The sequence below is a fragment of the Streptomyces sp. NPDC052910 genome (assembly GCF_055585605.1).
On sequence record NZ_JBVJJR010000001.1, the window covers coordinates 341,343 to 367,559 of the forward strand.

At 72.8% G+C, this 26,217-nt stretch carries 19 protein-coding genes and 1 pseudogene; 13 read left to right on the forward strand and 7 right to left on the reverse strand.

Annotated elements, in window-relative coordinates:
- Positions 1–147: 147 nt before the first annotated feature.
- Complete coding sequence (locus ACZ6X9_RS01500; RefSeq protein ID WP_469775895.1) at positions 148–1,680, forward strand: maltokinase N-terminal cap-like domain-containing protein; 1,533 nt, start codon at positions 148–150, stop codon at positions 1,678–1,680.
- A gap of 53 nt (positions 1,681–1,733) precedes the next feature.
- Positions 1,734–4,049, forward strand: a complete 2,316-nt coding sequence (gene glgB, locus ACZ6X9_RS01505; RefSeq protein WP_469775896.1) for a 1,4-alpha-glucan branching enzyme — start codon at positions 1,734–1,736, stop codon at positions 4,047–4,049.
- A gap of 139 nt (positions 4,050–4,188) precedes the next feature.
- On the opposite strand, the gene ACZ6X9_RS01510 is transcribed toward glgB, so the two are convergent.
- The 3 genes from ACZ6X9_RS01510 to ACZ6X9_RS01520 all read right to left on the reverse strand — a co-directional run bounded on the left by ACZ6X9_RS01510 (position 4,189) and on the right by ACZ6X9_RS01520 (position 6,828).
- Positions 4,189–4,626 (reverse strand): hypothetical protein, encoded by a 438-nt coding sequence (locus ACZ6X9_RS01510; protein ID WP_469775897.1) that lies wholly within the window; start codon positions 4,624–4,626, stop codon positions 4,189–4,191.
- Positions 4,610–4,807, reverse strand: coding sequence for a helix-turn-helix transcriptional regulator (locus ACZ6X9_RS01515; protein ID WP_469775898.1), 198 nt, complete (start codon positions 4,805–4,807; stop codon positions 4,610–4,612). Before ACZ6X9_RS01515 ends, ACZ6X9_RS01510 begins: the two co-directional genes overlap by 17 nt.
- Positions 4,808–5,160: 353 nt before the next feature.
- On the reverse strand, positions 5,161–6,828 hold the full coding sequence (locus ACZ6X9_RS01520) for an MFS transporter (RefSeq protein WP_469775899.1): 1,668 nt from the start codon (positions 6,826–6,828) through the stop codon (positions 5,161–5,163).
- Positions 6,829–6,980: 152 nt separating this feature from the next.
- On the opposite strand from ACZ6X9_RS01520, the gene ACZ6X9_RS01525 reads away from it, so the two are divergent.
- Positions 6,981–7,601: a TetR/AcrR family transcriptional regulator gene (locus ACZ6X9_RS01525; RefSeq protein ID WP_469775900.1), complete on the forward strand. Its 621-nt coding sequence runs from the start codon at positions 6,981–6,983 to the stop codon at positions 7,599–7,601.
- A 170-nt stretch (positions 7,602–7,771) separates the two neighbouring features.
- On the opposite strand, the gene ACZ6X9_RS01530 is transcribed toward ACZ6X9_RS01525, so the two are convergent.
- Positions 7,772–9,109: a cation:dicarboxylate symporter family transporter gene (locus tag ACZ6X9_RS01530; protein ID WP_469776612.1), complete on the reverse strand. Its 1,338-nt coding sequence runs from the start codon at positions 9,107–9,109 to the stop codon at positions 7,772–7,774.
- A gap of 310 nt (positions 9,110–9,419) precedes the next feature.
- Here ACZ6X9_RS01530 and ACZ6X9_RS01535 point away from each other — a divergent pair, with 310 nt between their 5' ends.
- From ACZ6X9_RS01535 to ACZ6X9_RS01555, 5 genes and pseudogenes are all read left to right on the forward strand, one after another.
- Positions 9,420–11,177, forward strand: a complete 1,758-nt coding sequence (locus ACZ6X9_RS01535; RefSeq protein ID WP_469775901.1) for a sensor histidine kinase — start codon at positions 9,420–9,422, stop codon at positions 11,175–11,177.
- Positions 11,174–11,881 (forward strand): response regulator, encoded by a 708-nt coding sequence (locus ACZ6X9_RS01540; RefSeq protein ID WP_469775902.1) that lies wholly within the window; start codon positions 11,174–11,176, stop codon positions 11,879–11,881. The genes ACZ6X9_RS01535 and ACZ6X9_RS01540 overlap by 4 nt, the downstream gene beginning before the upstream one ends.
- A gap of 250 nt (positions 11,882–12,131) precedes the next feature.
- On the forward strand, positions 12,132–13,580 hold the full coding sequence (locus ACZ6X9_RS01545) for an extracellular solute-binding protein (RefSeq protein WP_469776613.1): 1,449 nt from the start codon (positions 12,132–12,134) through the stop codon (positions 13,578–13,580).
- Complete coding sequence (locus ACZ6X9_RS01550; protein ID WP_469775903.1) at positions 13,577–14,515, forward strand: carbohydrate ABC transporter permease; 939 nt, start codon at positions 13,577–13,579, stop codon at positions 14,513–14,515. The genes ACZ6X9_RS01545 and ACZ6X9_RS01550 overlap by 4 nt, the downstream gene beginning before the upstream one ends.
- 346 nt (positions 14,516–14,861) lie before the next feature.
- Positions 14,862–15,500, forward strand: a pseudogene (locus ACZ6X9_RS01555) (MmyB family transcriptional regulator); the annotation flags it as partial.
- A gap of 126 nt (positions 15,501–15,626) precedes the next feature.
- On the opposite strand, the gene ACZ6X9_RS01560 reads toward ACZ6X9_RS01555, so the two are convergent.
- From ACZ6X9_RS01560 to ACZ6X9_RS01570, 3 genes are all read right to left on the reverse strand, one after another.
- Complete coding sequence (locus tag ACZ6X9_RS01560; protein ID WP_469775904.1) at positions 15,627–16,679, reverse strand: type III polyketide synthase; 1,053 nt, start codon at positions 16,677–16,679, stop codon at positions 15,627–15,629.
- An 85-nt stretch (positions 16,680–16,764) separates the two neighbouring features.
- Entirely contained in the window at positions 16,765–17,796 is a 1,032-nt protein-coding gene (locus ACZ6X9_RS01565) for an MmyB family transcriptional regulator (RefSeq protein WP_469775905.1), read from the reverse strand.
- A gap of 538 nt (positions 17,797–18,334) precedes the next feature.
- Positions 18,335–19,120, reverse strand: coding sequence for a VOC family protein (locus tag ACZ6X9_RS01570; RefSeq protein ID WP_469775906.1), 786 nt, complete (start codon positions 19,118–19,120; stop codon positions 18,335–18,337).
- 284 nt (positions 19,121–19,404) lie between these two features.
- Between ACZ6X9_RS01570 and ACZ6X9_RS01575 the strand changes: the two genes are divergently transcribed.
- The 5 genes from ACZ6X9_RS01575 (at position 19,405) to ACZ6X9_RS01595 (ending at position 26,068) form a co-directional block, all read left to right on the forward strand.
- Positions 19,405–19,833 (forward strand): CBS domain-containing protein, encoded by a 429-nt coding sequence (locus ACZ6X9_RS01575; RefSeq protein WP_469775907.1) that lies wholly within the window; start codon positions 19,405–19,407, stop codon positions 19,831–19,833.
- A gap of 421 nt (positions 19,834–20,254) precedes the next feature.
- Entirely contained in the window at positions 20,255–21,184 is a 930-nt protein-coding gene (locus ACZ6X9_RS01580; RefSeq protein WP_469775908.1) for a carbohydrate ABC transporter permease, read from the forward strand.
- 293 nt (positions 21,185–21,477) lie between these two features.
- Complete coding sequence (locus ACZ6X9_RS01585; protein ID WP_469775909.1) at positions 21,478–22,263, forward strand: ABC transporter ATP-binding protein; 786 nt, start codon at positions 21,478–21,480, stop codon at positions 22,261–22,263.
- A 246-nt stretch (positions 22,264–22,509) separates the two neighbouring features.
- Positions 22,510–25,038 carry an ABC transporter permease gene (locus ACZ6X9_RS01590; protein ID WP_469775910.1) on the forward strand — a complete coding sequence of 843 codons (2,529 nt, stop codon included), beginning with the start codon at positions 22,510–22,512 and terminating at the stop codon, positions 25,036–25,038.
- Between the two features lie 157 nt (positions 25,039–25,195).
- The gene (locus ACZ6X9_RS01595) at positions 25,196–26,068 is read left to right on the forward strand and encodes an NAD(P)-dependent oxidoreductase (protein ID WP_469775911.1); all 873 of its coding nucleotides are present in this window, start codon (positions 25,196–25,198) and stop codon (positions 26,066–26,068) included.
- Positions 26,069–26,217: the final 149 nt, after the last annotated feature.

Sequence of the window (26,217 nt, forward strand, 5' to 3'; positions counted from 1 at the left end):
CGGCGCGCGCTGACCGTACGGACGATCCTGGCCGGACACTCCCGCCGCCTTCGGCGGGAGGGCCCCGACGCACCGCACACTGGCCAAAGCCGCAATCCGGGACACTGTGCCCCATCGTCGTGTGCCCCGGGGAAAGGACGCGACGCCATGTCGGACGCTGTACCTCCCCGCCGGGAGGCCGATCCCCGGGCGGCGGGCCCCGGGTCCGCACCGTCCGGTGTCACCGCCGCGCCGCCGCCCGTGACGTCCGGGGGGCCGCCACCCGCGACCTCGGGCGGGACGGACCGCGCACCCTCCGGCGGGGCGGACCGCGCCGAGGCGCTGCTGTCCTCCCTGGCCCCACCGCTCCTCCGCTGGCTGCCCCGGCAGCGCTGGTTCGCCGGCAAGGGCAGCGCGGTCACCGGGCTCGCCCCGGTCACCGCCGTCGACCTGCTGCCCGTCGGCACCGACGGCTCAGCCCCCGGCCTGATCCACCTCCTCGTCCGCGCCCGGCAGGCCGGGACCGGTTCGGACGACTGCTACCAACTGCTGCTCGGCGTCCGGCACACGCTGCCGCCGCACCTCGCGCCCGCGCTCGTCGGCCGGCCGGAGGACGGGCCGCTGCGCGGGCTCGCCGTGTACGAGGCGCTGGCCGACCCCCGGCTCGCCGGGCTGCTGCTGGAGCGGCTGCGCCTGCCCGGGCGGCTCGGTCCGCTCCGGTTCGCCCGCGAGCCGCACGCGGACCTGCCGGCGGGGCTGGCCCCCCGGCTCCTCGGCGCCGAGCAGTCCAACTCCTCGGTGGTATACGGCGACACGTACATCCTCAAGCTCTTCCGCCGCGTCAGCCCCGGCGTCAACCCGGACCTCGAACTCCCCCGGGCCCTCGCCCGCACCGGCTGTGCCCGGGTCCCCGCGCCCGTCGCCTGGTACGAGGCGGAACCGCCGGGCGCGGCCGAGCCGATGACGCTCGGTGTCCTCCAGCCGTTCCTGTCCGGTTCCGCCGACGGCTGGCGGCTGGCCCTCGACGCGCTGGCCGCGGGGGACGGCTTCACCGCCGCCGCGCGCGCCCTTGGACAGGCCACCGCCGAGGTCCACCGCGCCCTCGCCGCCGCCCTGCCGACCGTCGACCTCGACGCGCCGCGCCTGGAGCGCATCGCCGCCGCCATGCGCCGCAGGCTGGAGGTGACCGCGGAGGCCGTCCCGGCGCTGCGCCCGTACCGGGACGCGCTGCGCGCCGCCTACGACGAGCTGACCCGCCCGCCGGGCCCCGGCCGGCCGCGCCGCGCCCAGCGGATCCACGGCGATCTGCACCTCGGCCAGGCGCTGCGGACGGCGGCCGACGGCCACTGGTCGCTGATCGACTTCGAGGGCGAGCCCGCCCGGCCGCTGGCCGAGCGGCGCCGGCCGCAGCCGGTCGAGCAGGACGTCGCGGGCATGCTCCGCTCCTTCGACTACGCGGCGGCGGTCGGCCGGGCGGCCGGCACCGACTGGGCGCCGCGCGCCCGCGAGGCGTACTGCGACGGCTACGCCGCCGCCCACCGCGACCCGCGCGAGGACGGCCCACTGCTGGTCGCGCAGGAGACCGACAAGGCCGTCTACGAAGTGCTGTACGAGGCCCGGCACCGGCCGGACTGGCTCCCCGTGCCGCTGTCCGCGATCCGCCGGCTCGCCGAACGGGCGGACGGCGCCCGGCGCACCTGACCGCACCCGCTCCCCTTCGATCCCCGCCCTCCGACTTCCGGGAGGAAGACCCCGTGACCGCTCGACCGTCGTCCCACGAGCCCCCGAACGGGTTCGTCCCCGCCACCTTCCTGCCCGGCCGCCGACGCCCCGGCTCCCCGCCGCCCGTGCCGGCCGCGCCGGCCGGCGGCCGGGGGGTGCGGCACGCGCCACGGCCGGACGGCGCCGAGCGTGCACGGCTGCTGAGCGGCGCCCACCACGATCCGCACGCCCTGCTGGGCGCCCACCACGCCCCGGGCGGCGTGGCGTTCCGGGTGCTCCGCCCGTACGCCCGCGCGGTGACCGTGGTGGCCAAGGGGCTGCGGGCGGAGCTGCTCCCGGAGGGGGACGGCTTCTTCGGCGGCCTGCTGCCGCTCACCGAGATCCCCGTCTACCGGCTCCAGGTGGCGTACGAGGACGACGAGATCGAGATCGACGACCCGTACCGCTTCCTGCCGGCCCTCGGCGAGCTGGACCTGTACCTGATCGGCGAGGGACGCCACGAGCAGTTGTGGCAGGCGCTCGGCGCGTGGCCGATGACGCACCAGGGGGTGGCGGGGACCCGGTTCACGGTGTGGGCGCCGAATGCTCTCGGGGTGCGGGTGACGGGTGGCTTCAACCTCTGGGACGGCACGGCCCACCCGATGCGCTCGCTCGGGGCGACGGGTGTGTGGGAGCTGTTCGTCCCGGGCGTCGGCGAGGGCGAGCTGTACAAGTTCGACATCACCCGCGCCGACGGGACGCACACCCTGCGGGCCGACCCGATGGCCCGGCGCACCGAGGCGCCGCCCGCCACCGCGTCGGTGGTACACGTCTCGCACCACACCTGGGGCGACGACGCGTGGATGGCGCGGCGCGGCGACCGGCCGGCGCACGCGGCGCCGTTCTCCGTCTACGAGGTCCACCTGCCGTCCTGGCGGCCCGGCCTGGGCTACCGCGAGCTGGCCGAGCAGTTGTCCGCGTACGTGACGGACCTCGGCTTCACGCACGTGGAGTTCCTGCCGGTCGCGGAGCACCCGTACGGCGGCTCGTGGGGCTACCAGGTGACGGGGTTCTACGCGCCGACCGCCCGGCTGGGCACGCCGGACGAGTTCAAGCACCTGGTGGACACCCTGCACCAGGCGGGCATCGGGGTGCTGGTCGACTGGGTGCCCGCCCACTTCCCCCGGGACGAGTGGGCGCTCGCCGAGTTCGACGGGCGTCCGCTGTACGAGCCGGCGGACCCGCTGCGGGCGGCCCATCCGGACTGGGGGACGCTGGAGTTCGACTACGGGCGCACGGAGGTGCGCAACTTCCTGGTGGCGAACGCGGTCTACTGGTGCGAGGAGTACCACATCGACGGCCTGCGGGTGGACGCCGTCGCCTCCATGCTCTACCTGGACTACTCGCGCGAACCCGGCCAGTGGACCCCCAACGAGCACGGCGGCCGGGAGAACCTGGACGCGGTGGCCTTCCTCCAGGAGATGAACGCCACCGTCTACCGCCGCTGCCCGGGCGTCGTCACGGTGGCCGAGGAGTCCACCGCCTGGGACGGCGTCACCCGCGCCACCCACCACGTGGGGCCGGGCGGCTTCGGCGGCCTGGGCTTCGGGCTGAAGTGGAACATGGGCTGGATGCACGATTCCCTGGAGTACATGGCCAAGGAGCCGGTGCACCGCAAGTACCACCACGGCGAGATGACCTTCGCGATGGTCTACGCGTACAGCGAGAACTACGTCCTGCCGATCTCCCACGACGAGGTGGTGCACGGCAAGCGGTCGCTGGTGTCGAAGATGCCGGGCGACTGGTGGCAGCAGCGCGCCAACCACCGGGCGTTCCTCGCCTTCATGTGGGCCCACCCCGGCAAGCAACTGCTCTTCATGGGCCAGGAGTTCGCCCAGGGCGCCGAGTGGTCGGAGGGACACGGTCCGGACTGGTGGCTGCTCGACCCCTCGTACGCGGCCGGCGCGGACCACCGGGGCGTCCGCGAGCTCGTCCGCGACCTCAACAACCGCTACCGGACGACGCCCGCCCTCTGGGAGTACGACACGGTGCCCGACGGCTTCTCCTGGATCCTCGGCGACGCGGCGGAGGACAACGTCTTCGCCTGGCTCCGCTACGCCGCCGACGGCTCCCCTCTGCTGGCCGTCAGCAACTTCTCCCCCGTCGTCCGCACCGGCTACCGCCTGGGCGTCCCGGCCGGGACGGCGGTCTGGGAAGAGTGCCTCAACACGGACGCGACCCGCTACGGCGGCAGCGGCGTCACCAACCCCGACCCCGTCAAGGCCCGCCCGGTAGGCCACCACGGCCGCCCGGCGAGCATCGAGCCGACACTGCCGCCGCTGGCCACGGTGTGGTTCCGCGCGGTGTGAGGCGCCGTGACGCGCGCCGACGGCCGGGCGTACCGCTCGGCCGTCGGCGCTCCGCCCGGCGCGGGTTCGGTCGCGCCGACCCTGTGACCGGACGCTTCCGGGATTGCGCCCACGGCTCGTCCGGTAGCCGAAGACCTGATCAGAGACAGCCGGTGTCCGTACCGGACGAGAGGCCGGCACGGGTGTAATAGGCCGAGGCGACAGCGTTCGTGATGCCGCCGATCGCGCCCAGTACCGTGAACGGGCCGCCGAGTTCGTCCCGGTACAGCTCGTAGAGGAAGCCGCACGCCAGCGCCACCGTCAGGACGTGGTAGGTGACGGCGGACGCCCGCAGTCCGATGGCGTGCCGCCGCTCGTCCTCCTCATACCCGCTGAGCTGCGCTGCCACATCGCTGCGCCGTGCCGAGAGGCTGACGGTCAGCCCGTACCCCACGATGACGGCCGGCAGGACGACCGCGAGCACGGTCTCCCCGCGTACCGCCATGGCCACTGCCGCCGCCGCACCCACGGCCACGGTCAGCGCGAGCACGGCCCAACGGGTGCCTTGACGCCCGGCGTTGTCACGCGTCATCGACATGGAAGATCTCCTCGACGGTCAGACCGAAGTGCCGGGCCATACGGATGGCCAGGGGAAGTGACGGGTCGTAGCGGCCCTGCTCGATGGCGTTCACCGTCTGCCGGGAGACTCCGAGTACGTCTCCCAGTCCCTGCTGGGTCAGGCCGTGGAGGCCGCGCAGACGGCGCACTTCATTCCGCACGTAATGGAAAGTAGGCTTTACGTTCGGTTCCGTCAAGGGCATGCCACTGATGCGCTGTGACGAGGCAACACGCCGCGGCTGCCACTCCACCCCCTCTCACCGGGGGGCGAGCAGCGGAGAGATGCCGTGCGGCCAGGGGTATTCGGCCCGTTCGCCGGTTTCGCCCCGCGCCGTGGCGTCGGCGGCGCAGGGCGGTCGAACGGGCGGCAGGACCGGGCCGAAGCCGGGTCCGCAGCGCTTGCCGCCGGCGAGCCGACGCACGAAGCGGACGCACGAAGACGCCCGTACGCCGTGACGGTTCGTGTCACGGCGTACGGGCGGATGTCACGGCGGCGCGAGGGCCGGGCGGGTCGTCAGACGCGCTCGCTCTCCCGTTCCGCCGGCTTCTCCGTCGCGACCGGGGCGGGCTGGGACGCCGCCTTGCGCGGGAGGAGGAGCGCGACGACGACGGTGCCGATGCCGAGGATGACGGCGCCGACGACGCTGGTGTGGGCGACCGAGTCGGCGAACGCCTTGTGGACGGCGTCGACGACGGTCTGAGCCTGCTGGGCGCCGAGGGCGGCGGCCTTCTCGGTGCCGACCTTGGGGGCGGCGCCGGACGCGACCTGCTTGCCGACCTCCTTAGCGACGTACAGACCCGCGCCGACCGAGTCCTGGGCGGCGGAGAGCGCCTTCTCGGGCAGCTTGGGGCCGCCCGCTGCGGCGGCCTTGGCGGCGGCGTCACCGAGGTTGGAGGAGTAGGTCTTGGCGAGCACGGTGCCGAGGATGGCGATGCCGAGGGAGCCGCCGAGCTCGATGGAGGTGCTGTTGACGGCACCGCCGACGCCGAGCTGGCTCTCCGGGAACGAGCCCATGATGGCGTTGGTGCACGGCGACAGGGACAGGCCGATGGCCAGGCCCAGGATGATCAGCGGGAGCACGAAGTCGCCGTACGTCGAGGACGCGTCGACGCGGGTGAGGAGCGCGATGGCGACCGTGCCCACGGTCATGCCGAGCGCGACCGTGATCTTCATGCCGAAGCGCGGCGTGAGGAACGCGGTCAGCGCGCCGCCCACGAACACCGCGCCGGCCAGCGGCAGCATCCGGACACCGGTGTCCAGCGGCGAGTAGCCGAGCACGAACTGCAGGTGCTGGGTCAGGTAGTAGAAGGCGCCGAAGACGGCGAGGAAGAACAGGGCGACGGCCAGCGTGGAGCCCGCGAAGGCGCGCTGGGCGAAGCGGCGGACGTCCAGCACCGGACGCGGGTGGCGCAGCTCCCACAGGACGAAGCAGACGAGGCCGACGCCGGCCACGACCGCGGCCGTGATGGCCTTGGCGCCCCAGCCGAAGTGCGGACCCTCGATGATCATGTAGATCAGGGAGCCGACCCAGATGACGGACAGCAGGCCGCCGATGTAGTCGATCTTCTCGACGTTCTCCGCCTTGGACGGCGGGACCAGGAACAGCGCTCCCACCGCGCCGAGCAGCGCGATCGGCACGTTGATGAGGAACGTCGAGGCCCAGCCGTGGTCCTCCAGCAGCGCGCCCGCGACCAGCGGGCCGACGGCGATGGCGAGACCGGCGGTGGCCGTCCAGATGGTGATGGCCTTGGCCCGCTCGGCGCGCGGGAAGGTGGCGGCGAGCAGCGACAGCGTCGCCGGCATGATCATGGCCGCGCCGACGCCCATCGCGGCACGGGAGGCGATGACGCCCGCCGCGCTGTCCACGAGCGAGCCCGCGACCGACGCCCCGGCGAAGACGAGGAGGCCCAGGACGAGGGCGCCTCGGCGGCTGTACTTGTCACCGACCGCGCCCAGGATCAGCATCAGCGCGGCGTACGGCACGGTGTAGCCGTCGATGACCCACTGGAGGTCGGAGCTGCCGAGACCGAGGCTCTGGACCATGTCCGGGGCGGCCACCGTCAGCGAGGTGTTCGCCATGACGATGATCAGAAGGCTGATGCAGAGCACCCCCAGTGCCCACCAGCGGCGCGCGTACGGCCCGTCCATCGCGTCGACGGGACGCGATATCCCCAGGCGCATGGCATTCGTCCTTTCCTCGTTCTTGCACACGGTTGTGCAATTACCCACTGGTGTGCAATGTAAGGGGGGTGGACGGCGGTGTGCAAAATGAGGAGGAAAATAACGGGGAAGGCCCTCGGCGGGCCGGACCGGCCCGACGGAGAAGAGAACCGATGACCGGCAGAGCGAGCGCCAATCGCCGCCGCATCCTGGACGTCGCCCTCGCGGAGCTGCTGCGCGACCCCGAGGCGAGCATGGACCAGATCGCCCGGGCGGCCGGCGTCGTCCGGCGGACCGTCTACGGCCACTTCCCCAGCCGGGACGCGCTGGTGGCGGCCCTCGTGGACGACGCGGCGGAGACCGTCGGCGCGGCGCGGGCCGAAGCGCTGCGGGCCGTCGGCGACCCCGGCGACGCCGCGGAAGCACTGGCCCGCGCGATCCTCGCGGTGTGGGAGATCGCCGACGGCTACCGCCTGCTGGTCTCCATGGCGCAGCGCAGCGTCACGGTGGAGGGGATCCTGCGCCGGCTGGAACCGGTCCGGCGGGAGAGCGAGGCGCTGCTGCGGCGCGGCCTGGACGCGGGCCGCTTCACCTCCGTCCTGCCCGCGGCGGCCCTCGCCTACGTGCACGAACAGATCCTCTTCGGGCTGCTCCAGGCCGTCAACGACGGGCTGCTGCCCCCGGAACGGGCGGGCCGCTCGGCGGCCGTGACGGTCCTGACGGCGGCGGGCGTCCGGGCGGAGGAAGCCGCCGCACTGGTCGAACGGATCGGGGCGGAGCGGACGGAGGGCTGACGCCGCGTCGGGACGGCGGCAACCCGTCGGGGCGGCGGGACGGCGGGACGGCGGGACGGCGGGGAGAGCCGCCGGACAGGCGCGGGCCACCGGGCAGGCGAAGGCCGCTCCGGCGGACGAAAGGCGGGTGCCGGACGGGGCCCGTCCGGCACCCCTCGGTTGAGGAACCCTCAGACGCCCGCCGGCGCTCGCCCCGCTTCTCGCGGCTCATCAGGCTCATCAGGCCCCTGCGGCTCCCGCGCTTCATGTGGCTCCGCCGCCCCATGCCCGTCCGCCGTCAGCGTGCTCTCGTCGAAGGGCAGCCGCCCGGCGAGGACCTCCCGGGCCCGTTCCCGGTCGATCTCCTTCGTCCAGGTGCCGACGAGCACCGTGGCGACCGCGTTTCCCGCGAAGTTGGTCATGGCGCGGGCCTCGCTCATGAAGCGGTCGATGCCGACGATCAGGCCGACGCCGTCGACGAGTTCGGGCCGGTGCGACTGGAGACCGCCCGCGAGGGTGGCCAGCCCGGCGCCGGTGACGCCCGCCGCGCCCTTCGACGCGACGATCATGAACAGCAGCAGGGAGACCTGCTGCCCGAGGGCGAGCGGCGTGCCCATCGCCTCGGCGATGAACAGCGAGGCCATGGTGAGGTAGATGGCGGTGCCGTCGAGGTTGAAGGAGTAGCCGGTCGGCACCGTGATGCCGACGACGGGCCGGCTGACGCCCAGGTGTTCCATCTTCGCGATGAGCCGGGGCAGCGCCGACTCCGACGACGAGGTGGACAGGATCAGCAGGAACTCCCGTCCCAGGTACTTCAGCAGCCGGAAGATGTTCACCCCGGCCACCAGACGCAGCAGCGTCCCCAGCACCACCACGACGAAGAGCACACAGGTCGTATAGAAGCCGACCATGATGACGGCCAGCGACTTGAGCGCGTCGACACCGGTCGCCCCGACCACCGCGGCGATGGCACCGAAGGCACCGACCGGTGCCGCCCACATGATCATGGACAGCACCCGGAAGACCAGCTTCTGCACATGCCCGATACCGCGCAGCACCGGCTCGCCCGCGCCGCCCATGGCCTGCAGGCCGAACCCCACCAGCAGGGCGACCAGCAGCGTCTGCAGCACCTCGCCGGCGGTGAGGGCGGACACCAGGGTGGTGGGGATGATGCCGAGCAGGAACGCGGTCGTCGACTTGTGGGCGTTCTTGGCCTGGGCCTCACCGGCGTGCCGGAGCGCGTCCGTCAGGTGCAGGCCGCTGCCGGGCTCCAGCAGATTGCCGACCAGCAGACCGATGGCCAGGGCCACGCTCGACATCAGCAGGAAGTAGCCGAGCGCGAGGCCGCCCACCGCGCCGACCTTGGCGGCCTTCCGCACCGATCCGATGCCGAGCACGATCGTGCAGAAGATGACGGGCGAGATCATCATCTTGATGAGGTTGACGAATCCGGTGCCCAGCGGCTTGAGCTCGACGGCCGTGCCGGGAGCGGCGAAGCCGACCGCGATACCGGCCAGCACCGCCCCGATGACGGCGAGATAGAGGTAGTGGGTCCGGTCGCGTTTCCCGGCCGGCTGCTCCGTCCGTCCCGGCGGTCCTGATCGTCCCGGCCGTCCCGGTGGTCCCGACCGTCCCGGCGGGGTGGGGGGTGGCGTCGGCGTCACGCCTGTCACGTGGGGCTCCTCGTCGTCGCGGCTCCTGGTGGACCGGCCCCGCCCGTCCGTTCGGCGAGGTCGGCCCACGGGGAAGGGGGTCCCGCAGACTATGCACGCCGCTGTGACGGCGGTCACCCTTGCGTGCATTACGTTCACGAATGGGCGGCGGTGCACACTGTCGGCCATGCGCACACCTCGCATACGTTCCCGCAGCCTCGCCGGCCGGCTCTTCGCCGTGCAGATCGTGCTGGTGGCCGCGGTGGTGGCGGGGTGTGCCGCGTTCGCCTGGATCTCCGACCGCGCGGAGGCCGAGAAGGCGGCGCGCCGGCAGGTGACCGCGACGGCGACGGCGGTCGCCGCGTCCCCCGCCGTCGCCGCGGCGGCCGGATCGGCGGACCCCTCGCGCGAACTCCAGCCCTACGCGGAGCGGGTGCGGCACGACACGGGCGTGGACTTCGTGACCATCATGAGCCCACGAGGAACGCGCTGGACCCATCCCGACCCGGCCAGGATCGGCGAGCGCTTCCTCGGACACACCGGACCGGCACTGGAGGGACGGGTGTTCGCGGAGACGTACACCGGCACCCTCGGCCCGTCCGTCCGCGCCGTCGCCCCCGTACGGGACCGGCACGGCCGGGTCACCGCCCTGGTCAGCGCAGGGATCACCGTCGACGCGATCAGCGCGCGCCACCGCCGCCAGGTCGTCGCCCTCCTCGCCTTCGCCACGGCCGTCCTCGCGCTCGGCGGCGCCGGGACGTACGTCCTCAACCGGCGGCTGCGGCGGCACACCCACGGCATGAACGCCACTGAACTGGCCCGGATGCACGACTACCACGAGGCCGCACTGCACGCGGTTCGCGAGGGGCTGCTGATGCTGGACGGGCAGCGCAGGGTGGCCCTCGTCAACGACGGGGGCCGGGAGTTGCTCGGACTCCGCGACACGGACGCCGTCGGCCGGCACGTCACCGGCCTCGGCCTGCCCCGGTCGCTGACCGAGGCCCTGCTGGCCCCCGAGCCGCGCGTCGACGAGCTGCACCTGACCGCCCACCGGACGCTGGTCGTCAACACCTCGCCGGTCACCGGCGGCCAGCACCGCGGCACCGTCGTCACCCTCCGGGACCACACCGAACTCCAGGCCCTCAGTGGCGAGCTGGACTCCGTCCGCGGCTTCGCCGAGGCGCTGCGCTCGCAGGCGCACGAAGCCGCCAACCGGCTGCACACCGTCGTCTCGCTGATCGAACTCGGCCGCGCGGAGGAGGCCATCGGCTTCGCCACCGCCGAACTCGAACTCGCCCAGGCCCTCACCGACCAGGTGGTCGCCGCAGTCGCCGAACCGGTCCTGGCCGCGCTCCTGCTCGGCAAGGCCGCCCACGCCAACGAACACGGCGTCGAACTGCTCCTCTCCCCCGACAGCCACGTGGACGACGGCCTGCTGCCGCCCGACCTCCCCACCCGCGACCTGGTCACCGTCCTCGGCAACCTCATCGACAACGCGGTCGACGCGGCCGGCCCACGCCCCGGCGCCGGCCTTCCCGCCGGCACCGCCCGGGTCACCGTCACCATCCGCCCGGACGGCGCCGACCTGCTCCTGCGCGTCACCGACACCGGCCCGGGCCTGCCTCCGGGCACGGTCGACGAGGTCTTCCGCCGCGGCTGGTCCACCAAGGGGACCGGCGGCGCGGCGCACGGCCACGGTCTCGGCCTCGCCTTGGTCCGCCAGGCGGCGGTACGCAACGGGGGGACGGTGGAGGTGGGCCGGGCGCCGTCGGGAGGCGCGGAGTTCACGGTCCGGCTGCCGCTACGGGAGGCGGCGGGGCGACCGGAGGGGACGACCGGGGAGCGGCCGGACGGGCCCACCGCGGTACAGCTCCACGGGTGCGCCGCGCGGCGCCCGGCCGAACCCGCCGCCGGCCCGCCGGGCGGGCCCGGTGAACGGCCGTGACGCCGCCCGCGCCGCCCACCCCCGCGCCGCCGATCCGCGTCCTCGTCGTGGAGGACGACCCGGTCGCCGCCGACGCCCACGCGCTCTACGTCCGGCGGGTCCCGGGTTTCGCGGTGGCCGGGGTGGCGCATTCGGTGGGCGGCGCCTCGCAGTTCCTCAAGCGCTCCCCCGCCGACCTGCTGCTGCTCGACCTCTGCCTCCCGGACGGCCACGGGCTGCGGCTGCTGCGCTCCCTGCGCTCCGCCGGGCACACCGCCGACGTCATCGCCGTCACCTCGGCCCGCGACCTGGCGGTGGTCCGGGAGGGCGTGTCGCTGGGCGTCGTGCAGTACGTGCTCAAGCCGTTCACCTTCACCACGCTCCGCGACCGGCTGGTGCGATACGCCGAGTTCCGGTCCGTCGCCGGCGAGGCGAGCGGCCAGGAGGAGGTGGACCGCGCGCTCGGCACCCTGCGCGTCCCCCGCCCCGCCGTCCTGCCCAAGGGGCTGAGCACGGACACCTTGGCGGCGATCACCGACACCCTGCGCGGGGCGGGCCCGGACGGCGTCTCCGCCACGGCGGCCGGCGGGGCGGTGGGCATCTCCCGGATCACGGCCCGCCGTTACCTGGAACACCTGGTCGCCACCGGCCGCGCGGCACGGACGCCGCTGTACGGGCAGGTCGGCCGCCCGGAGCTGCGCTACCGGTGGCTGCGCGGCGGCTGAGGGCCGGCCGGCCGACGGCGTCACCGGCGCCGGCCCCGCCCCGGCTCGCGCGTACCCGAGCCGCGGACAGGGAACGTTACCGGGTGCCACCGAGCCGCCGGGCCCGCGGCGGGCCTCAGGCTCCGGCCCGTAGGAGGTCGTGCCCGTGCGCTCCACCGGTCCCCTGCGTCCCACCACTCGCGTAGAACCCGTACGCCCCGGGCGTCCCGTACGCCCGGCACGCCCCGGACGCCCCGCGCTCCTCGCCACCCTGCTGACCGTCGCGGCGCTCACCGGCCCGCTCACCGCCTGCGGGGACCCGGGCGGCGACCCCGACACGGTCCGGGTCGTCTACCAGCGGAGCACCGACAACAAGTACCGGATCCTGGACGACTACCTGGCCGGCGTGAAGCGGCGCTTCGAGCGCGAGCACCCGGGCCGGAAACTTCAACTCGTCCCCGTGCAGGCCGCCCAGGACGACTACGCCGTCAAAGTGCAGCAGATGATGCGTTCCCCCCGGACCGCGCCTGACCTCGTCCGTGAGGACACCTCCCTCATCGAGTCGGACGTCGCGTCCGGCTACCTGAGACCGCTGGACGACAAGCTGGCCGACTGGCAGGACTGGAAGCGGTACCTCCCGGCCGCGAAGGCGCTGGTGAAAGCGGAGGACGGCAGGACGTACGGGGTGCCGGACGGGACGGACACCCGGGGGCTGTGGTTCAACAAGGAGATCTTCGCGCGGGCCGGCCTGCCGGCCGACTGGCACCCGCGCGGTTGGGACGACGTGCTGGACGCGGCCCGGGCCGTCCGGGACCGGGTCCCCGGCGTGATCCCGTTCCACCTCTACACCGGCAAGGGCCCGGGCGAGGCAGCGGCCATGCAGGGATTCGAGATGCTGCTCTACGGCACGGGACGGGACCCGCTGTACGACCCGGCACGCAAGAAGTGGCTGACGGGCCGCAAGGGGTTCGTGGACGCGCTGGAGTTCGTCCACACCGTCTACGCCGAGAAGCTCGGGCCGGACCCGACCGACGCCCTGGACCCCAACGTCGGCACCCGCGTCACCGCCGAGTGGCTGCCCAAGGGAAAGCTCGCCATCGCGCTGGACGGCAACTGGCTCGGCAAGAACTGGCAACCGGACGGCAGCCGCCCGTGGCCCGCCTGGTCGAAGGTGCTGGGGTGGACCGCCTTCCCCACCCGGCACGGTGCGGCACCCGGCCGGGTCAGCCTCTCCGGCGGCTGGGCCTGGGCCGTCGCCGCCCGCTCCCGGAAGGCCGACCTGGCCTGGCAGGTGGTCGAAACCCTCCAGACCCGGTCGAGCGCGCTCGACTGGACCGTCCGCGACGGGCAGATCGCCGTCCGGGACGACGTGGCCGCCGACGAGCGGTACCGGACGTACGTACCGGGCATCGACTTCTTCACCGGCCTGGTCGCGGTCACCCGCCACCGCCCGGCCCTGCCGATCTACCCGCAGGTCTCCTCGGCGTTGCAGGAGGCGATGGAGGCGGTCGCCACGGACACCGCTTCCCCGGCCCGGGCGGCACGGGACTACGACGAGGAGCTCCGGTCCTTCGCCGACACGGCAAAAGACGACAGGGCGACAGGCGACGAAGCCACAGGCGACAGAGCCACGGCGGACATGGCCAAGGCAGACCCGCTCGCGATCCACACACCCGGGTACCGGACGCCCGCCGCCCACACGGCCGGAGCCGACCGATGACCGCCCGCCGCCCACACGGCCGGATCGGACCGATGACCGCCCGACGCCCACTCGGCCGGAACCGACCGGTGACCGCCCGACGCCGCCCCGCGCTCGCCCGCTGGCTGCCCCTCGCGCCCGCCACCGTCCTGCTGCTGCTCTTCCTGGCCGGCCCGGTCGTCTGGTGCGTCGGGATCGCCTTCACCGACACCCGGCTCACCGGCCAGGCATCGTCCTCCTGGGTCGGACCGGACAACTTCCGGCACGCCCTCGCGGACGAGAACTTCCGCAACGCGGTCGTCCTCACCCTCCTCTTCACGGTCCTGTCGTCCCTCGTCGGCCAGAACACCCTGGGGTTCGCGCTCGCCGCCCTGATGCGGCACGCGTCGCGGCCGGTCCGCACGGTCACCGGGGCGATCGTGGTCGCCGCCTGGGTGGTTCCGGAGATCGTGGCGGGGTTCCTCCTCTACACCTTCTTCCACCGGCGCGGAACGCTCAACACCATCCTCGTCCACCTCCATCTCCCGCCGCAGAACTGGCTGTTCACCCTGCCCATCCTGGCCGTCTCCTTCGCCAACGTCTGGCGCGGCACCGCCTTCTCCCTGCTGGTGTACTCCGCCGCGCTCGACTCCATCCCCCAGGACGTGACGGAGGCCGCCCTCGTCGACGGCGCCGTGGGCCACCGCCGCTTCCTCTACATCACCCTCCCCATGCTCCGCCGCACCATCGGCACCAACCTCATGCTCAACACCCTGCAAACACTGTCGGTTTTCGGCCTCATCTGGGCCATGACCCGGGGCGGCCCCGCCCACCGGAGCGAGACACTCCCCGTCTTCATGTACGACCAGGCCTTCCTCAAGTCCCTGATCGGGTACGGGGCGGCGGTCGCGCTGCTCCTGCTGCTCGTCGGAGGACTGTTCTCGGTGGTGTACCTGCGCTTGCTGCGCGAAGAGTGAAGCAGCCCCCGGCACCGGACCACATCCGCCCCGCCGGGCCCCCAGCCCCCGCCACGGCGCACTCCCCAGCCGACGACACCCCCCGCCCGCCCACCACCCCTTTCCACGCCCCGCCACCGGGCCCACTCTTCACCGGCCCTATCATCGGGGCGCGAGTGGTCTTTCCAGGTGCCGACTGCACCTCGAAAAACGGGGGTTCCGGGTGTAGGAAGGGAGTTGTCCATTGGATGCGGAGGTGCTGCGCCAGATGCTCACGGAGCGCCGGGCGGCGATCAACCCCGAGAGTCTGGGCCTCATACGGCTGGACCCGCGGGGCCGCAAGTCTCCCGGGCTGACACAGGCGCACATGGACCAGTTACTCCTCCGGGCACCCGGAACCTACGGAAAGCTGGAACGCGGTGTATTGGACAGCCCGACACCCGAGTACCTGCGTGACGTGGCCACCATCCTCCGCCTCACCGAGCAGGAATGGATCGTCCTCTACGGTTACGCCCGCGGCGAGCAGCCCCCTTATCCGCTCGTCAGGAATCCCCGGGTGACCGTCCCGGAGCACTGGCTGCGCATCATGCACGCCTTCTCCGGCATTGCCTACCTGTGCGATCCCGAGTGGAATGTACTGGCCTACAACGAGGCGTTCGCCGCCATCTTTCCCGGTCGCCGCGCCCCGCGGAACACCATGGACTGGATGTTGTTCGACGAAGAGGCCCGCGGCGGCATCCTCGGAGACTGGGAGACCTGCTGGGCCCCGCTCGTAGCCCCCCAACTCCGGGTCGCACTGGCACGCAACCCGGACAACAGGACGCTGCGCGCCCTCGCCCAGCGGTGCGTGGCCGATCCGCGGACGCGGGAATTCTTCCGCAGCATTCCGCCGGGTCACGCCAGCCCGGACGGCGCCGAACGCCCACTGCACCACACCGAACTGGGCCCCGGATCGCTCACCGTATCCGTCAGCGAACCCGTCGGAGCTCCCGGGATCCTGTTGTACCAATTGCTTTTCCGGCCCGTCGGCGCACCCCGGCACACGGCGCTGCCGACCACCCGGCCGGCGACCGACCACAGTCCGACCCGCTTCTTTCCGGCCCGTTCGCACGAGTGCGAGGGAACGGCCGGCTCACGGGACCCACACGCCGTGGCAGGCGGTGGCGAAGAATCCCGGACCGAAAGCGACCAGGACCCCGGGGGCTTCCGGGCTCGGCGGTTCCTCGTAGGTGCGGGCGAGAACGTCCAGAACGGAGACTCCGCCGAGGTTCCCGCTGCTTTCCATGCTGCGCCAGGAATGGCGCAGGACCTTCTCGTCGACTCCGAGCCGTTCGGTGATGTCCTCGAGGATCCTCGGCCCGCCGGTGTGGACGACTGCCCATTCCGGGGGTGCGGTGAAGCCGACGTTCTCCAGCCAGCCGCGCAGCTCCGGCATGACCTCCCCCGCCGCTCCCACGGCCTTGCGGGTGGAATCGAAGTGCAGACCCAGCTCGTCGACACGGCACCAGTAGCGGTCAAGGCTGTCCGGCAGCAGGTACTCCCAGCTACCGTCGACCCGGAACCCAGGGGTCCGCTGCTCGCCGGTGACGACGCAGGCCCCCGCACCGTCACCGAACAGCGCTTTGTAGATCATTGAGCCGAGGCCGGTGTCTTCGTGGCGGTAGACGGTACTCAGCGTTTCGGCGGCGACGACCAGAACGCGACTCCCCGGGCGGGCCGCGACCTCGTCGGCGGCACGAGCCAGCGCCTGGGCACCGCCACCGCAGCCGAGGGAGGCCATCGGCGTCCGACGGACGTCCGGGCGCAGACCCAGCGCGTTGGCCAGGTGAACGTCAAGCCCTGGCGTAGTCCAGGACGTGGTGTGGCTGGTGATGACGGAGTCGATGTCCGAGGGGCGCAGGCCGGCGTGGCTCAGGGCCGCGTGGGCCGCCTCGACGGCCAGACGGGCACAGTCGTCGAAGGCGACCAGGTTCCGCTCCTTGATCCCGGCAGAACCGGATACCGTCGGGGAGTCGAGTGGCCGGGTGAATCGGCGGCTGCTCACCCCCGAGGCTCTGGCGACCCTCAGATATGTCGCCAGCCGGGCGTCTCCCCGGTGCTGACGCTCGATGTCGTCGCAGATTTCCTCCGTCGTGACGACGTGTTCGGGCAGGGCTATGGCGGGGCGCGCAACATATGCGGACAACGGATCCTCCACGAAGGGGTCGGGTGGGGAACTGGCCGGAAAGGCGGAGACGCTAAGTCGCCCGCATTCGGGGAGGAGTTCTCGCTCATGGGGCCCGCAGAAGGTTCGGCGGACCCAGGCGGCGCTGCTCACCCGGCTGAAAAATCATCACCATCAGACGGACGCGGGGATGGGACAGCGGTTCCGCCGCGCAGAGCGTGACCCAACCCTTGCCGAGTTCCGAGTGGTTGAGGGGCCGCTCGTCGCCGTCGGGGTGGGCGAACGCCCCTCCGCCGCCGGCCCGGTAGAGCGGCCCGGCAATGGGGTCGGCGAGAATGTCCGCCTCCAGCTCGGCGAGATGCTCGTCGTGCGGCAAGGCGGCGACGGCCGCTCGCATTTGCGGCAGGGCCATAGGCAACCAGTGGTCCTCCCAGCCCATCAGGACATCGCGTGCCGACGGGTCGAGCACCATCCAGCGCATCGTATTGGCGCAGACCTTTCGCCCCGGAAACATGGCGGCGAAAGCGTCGTTATAGGTGACCACACGCCAGCTCTGATCGCTGATATACGCCATGTGGGAGATGCTCTGCACCACGGTTCCCCAAGCCCCGCGGACCTCGGTTCCCGACGTCGGGTGGAGGGGGGTGGGGGGATCGCGGTGCATCGTGTAGAGCCAGAGCAGGGTCCACTCGTGCTCGTTGAACGCGAGCAGTCGGGCCACGTCCCGCAATAACTCCTCGGGAGGATGCGGATACTTACCCGCTTCCAAACGGTTGTACGTACCGTGAGTGCGGTGCAACAGTTGGTCCATCTGCGACTGACTGAGCCCGGGGGCCCGCCTCCCCTGTCGCGAAGGCCTGCTCAAACCGTACTCTTCCGGGGCGATAGCCGCCCGCCGCTCACGCAAAAGCTGTTGAAGCGCTCCTTTGTCCACGCGCTCCCCCCTTACCACGGCCTCCTCCACAGAGGAAGCCGCTTTCATTGGACAGTTTTTCCGAGGAAAAGTTCCCCGAAGTAATGATCGCATCTCTCCTGCATCATGGGGCCCAGGGTTCGGCCTACGGGGGTGATCGAACCCTTCGGTCACTCCACAATGAGTGATCCACCTGTCACCGGGAGGGGAAGATGCGGTCTTCATTCGACGGGAAATGGCGACAATGGGCGGAGCTCATACGGCGGCAGTTGCCACGATCGGGGTTACGCGCCCACTTCGGGGCCTCTTTCCGTCGATTGTCACGCTAGCCGTACGATCTCCGACTGAAAACCCAATCCACTCGAAGTGGTGACGACCCTTCCGAGGAGCCGTCGGTCGCCTTCCCTTGCGCCGCACCGGAGTTCATGTCGAGGCGGCACAGGCAGACCTTTGCGGGCGGGCGAGCGAACGCCACTCCCACACCGACCGGCGAAGGGCGTCAGCCACGGCGACGCCGCCTATCCCAAGCGCAAAAATTGAGCAAAAACTAACTGCTGTTGTTTGTTTGTGCATACCCGCACCGGGCCTCAGATACCGGCCACCCCCACCCGCCCGGTGTGAAACCGCCTCGGGCCCGCCGCGCCCCACCGCCGCGGGCCCGTGGCCGCCGGAGAGTCGCCGACGCGTCCGGGGACGTCGTCGGCGCATTCGCAGAGCGCCGAGGGACGGGCACGGCGCCGGCCCTAGGCGCCGCCCCGTCAGGTCAGGCGGCCGCGGCCGGCTGGTCCGGGCGGATGATGGCGAAGGGCGCCTCGAACGGGTCGGCGAGCCAGGCGATCCGGCCGACTCCGGCCACGTCGGCGGCCGGCATGAGGACCGAGCCGCCGCCGCCCTCCGCCGCCGTGACCACCGCGTCCGGGTCCGTGACGGCGAAGTAGGGGACCCAGCGCGGCGGGTCGCCCTCCTGGAGGGGGGCCACGCCGCCGAAGGACGCGGCTCGCTGGTCGCCCTCCGCCGTGGAGAGCACCTTGTAGACCATCCCCGGGACTTCCATGTCCGTGACCCGCCACCCGAAGACGCCCCGGTAGAAGGCGTACGCCGCGGTCGGGTCGGCCACGTGCAACTCGGTCCAGCACAGCGCGTTCTCTTCCGAGGCGCGCTCCAGCCCGGCGACGCGCGCCGGCTGCCAGACGGCGAACTCGGCGCCGCCCGGGTCGGTGAAGCAGGCCATCCGCCCGGCGTCCATCACGTCGAAGGGCGCCACCCGCACGGTGCCGCCGCCCTGCTCGACGGACTTGGCGGTGGCGTCGGCGTCCGGCGTCCGGAAGTAGACCGTCCAGGCCGAGGAGGCACCCTCCTCGGTGAGGGGGCCGACGGCCGCGACGGTGGCGCCGTCGCGTCGGAAGAAGCCGTAACCGCCCGCCTCGGGCCCGGCCGACCGGAAGTCCCATCCGAAGACCGTGCCGTAGAAGTCGGCGGCCCGTCCGATGTCCGGGCTTCCCAGGTCGAGCCAGGTGGGCGAGCCGGTGACGAAATCGGTGGTGAGCATGGCCGTGAACCCCGTCTCTCCTCGTACCGCGGGCCTCGCGCCGCGCGCGGCGTCTTCCCGTCTTCTGCCCCGTTCCCAGTCTGGCACCGGCCCCGGGCGGACGCCCGGTACGGCGCGCGCCGCCCGCGTGCGCCCCGGCGGTGACCGCGCGACCATGGGACGAGGGGGCCGGAGGGAAGTACGACGCGGCGCGCCCCGCGGCACGCGTCACGGCGCCCGTCACGGCGCCCGGGCGGGGCACGCGCGAGGGGGAGACCACGAAGGCGCAGTCAGGAGGTACCACCATGACCACCGCCAAGGACATCATGCACGAGGGCGCGCAGTGGATTCCCAAGACGGAGACGCTGCTGAACGCCGCCCGGCGGATGCGCGACCTGCACGTCGGCGCGCTTCCCGTCAGTGACGACAACGAGCGCCTGTGCGGCATCATCACCGACCGGGACATCGTGGTGAAGTGCGTGGCCGAGGGCCACGACCCGTCCCGGTGCACCGCCGCCGACCTGGTCCAGGGCACGCCCCGCTGGGTCGACGCGAACGCCAGTGTCGAGGAGGTGGTGCGGGAGATGGGCACCCACCACGTCCGCCGGCTGCCGGTGATCGAGAACAAGAAGCTGGTCGGCATGATCAGTGAGGCGGACGTCGCCCGCAACCTCCCCGAGAACCAGGTCCACGCGTTCGCGTCCCAGGTCTACGCGACACCGCCGCAGACCTGACGAGCCGGCCTGAGGAGAGCCGGCCTGAGGAGAGCCGGTCTGGGGAGACGGTTTGGGGAGAGCCGGTCCGAGGAGCGGATCCGAGGAGCCGAAGCGGGGCCGGGGGCCGTCGGGCCGGAGCCGGCCGGGCAGGGGACGGGTCCCCACCCGCGCGCCGCGGGCCCGCCGTACGGGCGACGGGCCCGCCGCCCCTCACCCGGGCCGGGCCCTCCTCCCTGCCCTGTGGGCCTGGGCCCCGCACGGCTCCGCGCCCTGTCCGCCCCGCCGCCTGCCCGCTATCCTCCGAGCACGCGCCCGCGCCGGGCACCCATCGCCACGGTCCGCGCCGGCCGCGTCCGCGGCCGACCGCGCCCGCCTCGCCCACTCGGCGCGAGTGCGCGCGGAGCGCGGTGGCGGGCGCCCGGCGCGCTCGGAGGTCGTCATGCGCCCGCTCTCCGTTTCGCGCCCCCATCTCACCCGCTCACGCCTCGCCCGCCCCCGCCTCACTCACTCGCGCCTCGCCCGTTCCCGTCTCGCCCGCCTCCGCCTCACGCGCCGCACGAGACACCGGCTGGCCGCGGACGCGGCGCTGCTCGTCGTGGCCGCGGCCTTCGCCGTCCCCCTGCTCTGGCTGGCACTGGCCTCCGTGGATCCCGAGGCCGGGCTGAACGTACGGGTTCCGGAGGCGCCGACGGCCGGCAACTTCTCGGCCGTGCTGACGGACGAGATCACCTTCACCCCGATGCTCAACAGTCTGCTGCTGTGCGGCGGCGCCACCGCCGTCACGGTGGCCTGCGCGGCCCTCGCCGCGTACCCGCTGTCCCGCTTCCGGTCCCGTTTCGCCCGCTCCTACCTGCTGACGATCCTGTTCACGACCTGCCTCCCGATCACCGCGATCATGGTGCCGGTGTACGGGCTCTTCGTCCGGATCAACCTCATCGACACGATGTCCGGCACGATCCTCTTTCTGGCCGCCGCCCAACTGCCGTTCGCCGTCTGGCTGATGAAGAACTTCATGGACGAGGTCCCGACGTCGTTGGAGGAGGCGGCGTGGACGGACGGCGCGGGCCGGTTCACGACGCTGGTGCGGATCGTCCTGCCGCTCATGGGGCCGGGCACGGCCGTCGTGGCCGTCTACTGTTTCGCGCTGATGTGGGGCAACTTCTTCGTCCCGTTCCTGCTCCTGCTGTCGCCGGACCGGCTGCCGGCGTCGGTCACCGTCTTCACCTTCTTCGGCAGCCACGGGCAGGTGGCCTACGGGGAGCTGGCGGCGTTCTCGGTCCTCTACTCGACGCCCGTCGTCCTGCTCTACGCCCTCGTCTCCCGCCGGCTCGGCGGCGGCTTCGCCCTGGGCGGGGCGGTGAAAGGCTGACGGACCGACCGGACACAGCCGTATTCGCCCCCGTGAACCAGGCGCACCGGCCGCTCCCCGCGCCGTGCGCCCCCAGGATGACCGTGTCCGTCTCAAGGACTACGCGCCGGGCCCCGCTCCTCCCGAAAGTGTGATGCCGCATTCCGGTCCTGCGGCTGACGCCCGGCCGGTCTCCGGCCTGGAGACTGGACGGGTCCCTTCCCCCCGTCCGATTCCGCCCCGCACGGTCCGCGTCCCCGACCGGACCCGACCGGATCCCCGGGAATCGGCAGTCCCGTCCCTGAGGAGCCCCCTTGTCCCCCACGGCCGCCCCGACCACCCCCCGCACCGGAGCCGTCGGAGCCGTCGTGGCCCGCGCCACCGGCCTGAGCAAGGTCTACGGCGAGGGGGAGACCCGGGTGACCGCGCTGGACGCGGTCGACGTCGAGTTCCGCCGGGCCGAGTTCACCGCGATCATGGGTCCGTCGGGTTCGGGCAAGTCGACGCTGATGCACTGCATGGCCGGCCTGGACACCGTCTCGTCCGGCTCCGTCCGGATCGGCGACACCGAGTTGTCCGCGCTCGGCGACCGGCAGTTGACCCGGCTGCGCCGGGACAAGGTGGGCTTCGTCTTCCAGGCGTTCAACCTGCTGCCGACGCTGACCGCGCTGGAGAACATCACCCTGCCGATGGACATCGCGGGCCGGCGGCCCGACCCGGAGTGGCTCCGGGAGATCGTCAACGCCCTGGGGCTGTCGGGGCGGCTCGCCCACCGGCCCAGCCAGCTCTCCGGCGGCCAGCAGCAGCGCGTCGCGGTGGCCCGCGCGCTCACCTCCCGCCCCGAGCTCGTCTTCGCCGACGAGCCCACCGGCAACCTGGACTCGCGGTCGGGCGCCGAACTCCTGGGTTTCCTGGGCGAGTCGGTGCGCGCCCTGGACCAGACGGTGGTCATGGTCACCCACGACCCGGTGGCGGCCTCGTACGCGGACCGGGTGCTGTTCCTCGCGGACGGGCGGATCGTGGACGAGATGCCGCGGCCGACCGCGTCGGCGGTGCTGGACCGGATGAAGGCCTTCGAGGCCCGCGGCCGGACGAGCTGACCACCCGGCGCCCCCGACGCGGGCACCCGCCGCCGGCCGGACAACCGAGCCGCCCACCCGCGGCCGGACGCCCCCGGACGACCACTGCCCCGCCCCGTGCCCGGACGACCGGCGCCCCTCCCGACAGACGGACGACCGCCACCCCACCCGTCGTCCGGACAACCGGCGCTCCCCCGGACGACCGGCGCCCCACCCGGCAGCCGGAACCCACCAGAACCGACCAGACCCCCAGGACCAGGACTACCAGTGTTCCGTACCGCCCTGCGCAACCTCCTCGCGCACCGGACGCGCCTGCTGATGACCGCCCTCGCGGTGCTCCTCGGCACCGCCTTCGTCTCCGGCACGCTGGTCTTCAGCGACTCCGTGAACAAGGCGTACCGCGACAAGACCTCCCGCAGCCTCGACGACGTCGCCGTCTCCGTGACCTCGACGGGCGGCGGCCCGGGTGAGGCCGGCGGGCTCGGCGCCCGGACGGCCGACCGGATCCGCGCGCTGCCCGGCGTCGCGTCCGTACGGCCCTCGGTCGGCGGCACCGTCATCGTCGCCGACCGCCACAGCGAGTCCGCCGGCAGCGAGTGGGGCAGCACGGGCGCCAACTACGTGCCCGGGCCGGACGGCAAGGACCGCCGCTACCCGATCGTCGAGGGCCGCGGCCCGGCCGCCGCCGGGGAGGTCGCGCTCGACACGAAGACGGCGAAGAAGACCGGCGCGCGGCTCGGCGGCACCGTACGGCTGGCCGCGGACGGGCCGGTGATGACCAAGAAGCTCGTCGGCACGGTGACGACGGACGACCCCCGGGTCGGCGCCGGCGGCAGCCTGGCCCTGTTCGACACGGCCACCGCCCAGGAGCTCCTCGGCGTCAAGGGCCGGTTCGACGAACTGGTCGTCACCGCCGCCCCCGGCACCGCCCCCTCCGCGCTGACCGCCCGCGTCCGTGCCGTCCTCCCCTCCGACGCGCAGGCCAGGAGCGGCACCGAGCTGGCGGCCGAGCAGTCCAAGGCCATCGACGAACAGACCGGCGCGATCCGCAAGACGTTCCTGGTCTTCGCCGCGGTCTCGCTGTTCGTCGGCATCTTCATCGTGGCCAACACCTTCACCATGCTCATCGCCCAGCGCACCCGGGAGATCGCCCTGCTGCGGGCCGTGGGCGCCTCGCGCCGCCAGGTCGTGCGCTCGGTCCTGATCGAGGCCGGACTGCTCGGCCTGATCGCCTCGGCGGCCGGCTTCCTCCTGGGCCTCGGCGTGGCCGTGGGCATGCGGTCCCTGCTCGGCGCCAACGGGGCGGAGCTCCCGGACGGGCCGCTGGTCGTCACCCCCACATCGGCGCTGTCCGCGCTCGGCGTCGGCTTCCTGGTGACCGTCCTGTCCGCCTGGCTGCCGTCCCGCAAGGCGGCGCGGATCGCACCGGTGGAGGCGCTCGCCGCCGTGGACGCGCCGGCCGGCACCCGGAGCCTCGTCGTCCGCAACTCCGTCGGCGCCCTCCTCACCGGCGCGGGCGTCGCGACGATGCTGTACGTCAGCACCCTCGACAACGCCCGTGACCTCACCGTCCCCATGGCGGGTTCGGTGCTCACCCTGGCCGGTGTCATCGTGCTGGCCCCGCTGCTGTCCAAGCCGGTCGTCCACCTCTTCGGGCGGATCGCGGAGCGCGTCTCCGGAGTGAGCGGCCGGCTCGCGCGACGGAACGCGCTGCGCAACCCGCGGCGTACGGCCGCAACCGCCTCGGCGCTGATGATCGGACTGGCCCTGATCACCGGCCTCACCGTGACGGCGGTCTCCGCCGACCAGGGCATCGACCGGATGGGCGACCAGGATCTGACGGCCGACTACCAGGTGAGCACCGCGGGCGGCCGGGGCCTGGACCCCGCCACCGCGCGGACGCTGGCGAAGCTGCCGGGCGTCGAGGCGGCGGTCCCGCTCCGCGTCACCGGTTTCGAGTCGGCGGGCACTCCGGCGGGGATCCGGGGCACGGACCGCCCGGCGGCGGTCGGGAAGGTCACCGACCTGAAGGTCCTCAAGGGCTCGCTGTCCGACGTGCGCGGCACGCGCGTGGCCGTCAGTGAGGATTACGCTCGCAAACGCCACCTGACGGTCGGCTCGTCGCTGCCCATGACGTTCTACGACGGGAAGCGCGCCACGGCCCGCGTCGTCGCCGTCCATACGAAGAACGACGTGCTGAGCGACGTCCTCGCCGCACCCTCCTTCGTCGATCCGCACCTGGACCGGGTGCGCGACCAGGACGTCCTGGTCAAGGCCGCGCCGGGGAAGGGCGACGGACTGCGCGCGCGGATCAGGGAGGCCCTGGGCGGCAACCCGGCCGTCAAGATCGACAGCCGCGACGACCTGCGTCGCTCCGCCGCCGGCGACATCGACGACGTGCTGTACCTGATGTACGGGTTGCTGGGTGTGGCCGTCGTGATCGCGGTGATCGGTGTGGTGAACACCCTCGCCATGTCGGTCTTCGAGCGGACCCGGGAGATCGGAATGCTGCGGGCGGTCGGGCTGGAGCGCTCGGGCGTGAGGCAGATGGTGCGGCTGGAGTCCGTGATGATCGCGATGTTCGGCGCGGTGCTCGGGGTGGGGCTGGGCCTCTTCCTCGCCTGGTCCGGCGGGCATCTGCTGAAGACCTCGTTCCCGCAGTACCAAATGGTCGTGCCGTGGGAGCGGATCGGGGTGTTCCTGCTGCTGGCGCTGGTGGTCGGGATCCTGGCGGCGGCGTGGCCGGCGCGGCGGGCGGCGCGGCTGGACATGCTGGAGGCGATCGGGGCGCAGTGAGCCAGGAGTGGGGGTCCGTCGGCGACGGGCCCCCACCTCCGGGTAAGTACCCACCTTATTGTGCGTACTTGAGCGGGACCGCCGCCTGGACGAGGCTGAAGGAGCGCGCGCAGCCGAGAACACCTACCTCCCCCGCCTCTTCAGGAGCAGCCCCATCATGAGCGACACCCCCGTCACCGTCCTCGGCCTCGGCGCCATGGGCAAGGCACTGGCCACCGCTTTCCTCACCAACGGCCACCCGACCACCGTCTGGAACCGCACCCCCGAGAAGGCCGACCCGCTCGTCGCCCTCGGCGCCGTCCGCGCCGACGACGTCGTGGCGGCGGCGGGCGCGAGCGAGCTGGTCATCGCCTGCATCTGGGACTACGCGTCCGTGGCGGAGACGCTGGAGCCGGCGGCCGACGCCCTCAAGGGCAGGACGCTCGTCAACCTCACCAACGGCACGCCCGAGCAGGCCCGGCGGATGGCCGTCTGGGCGGACGAGCACGGCATCGCCTACGTCGACGGCGGCATCATGGCCGTCCCGCCGGGCATCGGCACCGAGCAGGCGTTCCTCGTCTACAGCGGCGCCCGCGAGGCGTTCGACGCGTACCTCCCGGTCCTGGAACGGCTCGGCGCGGCCCGCTTCGTCGGCACCGACCCCGGGCTGGCGGCGCTGTACGACGTGTCGCTGCTGAGCGGCATGTACGGCCAGTTCATGGGGGTGATGCACGCCCTGGCGATGACCTCCTCGGCCGGGGTCCCGGCGGCGGAGTTCGCTCCGCTGCTCAGCGCCTGGCTGGAGGCCATGGCGACGAGCATCCCGCGCTTCGCGGAGCAGATCGAGACGGGTGACCACGCGCAGCACGTGGTCTCGAACCTCGGGATGCAGACGGCCGGTTTCGGCAACCTCATCACCGCCGCCGAGGAGCAGGGCGTACGCCCGGTCTTCTTCACCGCGCTCCAGGAGCTGATGGTGCGGCGCACGGCGGAGGGGTACGGGTCGGACGATCTCACGAGCATCGTCGAGCTGATGATGACCCGAAACTAGAACGGCTCCCCGGCGCAAGGGGGTTGCGAAGAAGCGGCGTGGGGGGGCCCGGGGGCGACCGGGCGCCCCCCCCCCGCGGGGGGGCCCCCCCCACCCCCCCCCCAACCCCCGTTTTTGGCACGCCCCGGGGGGATGATAAAGGGCCCCCC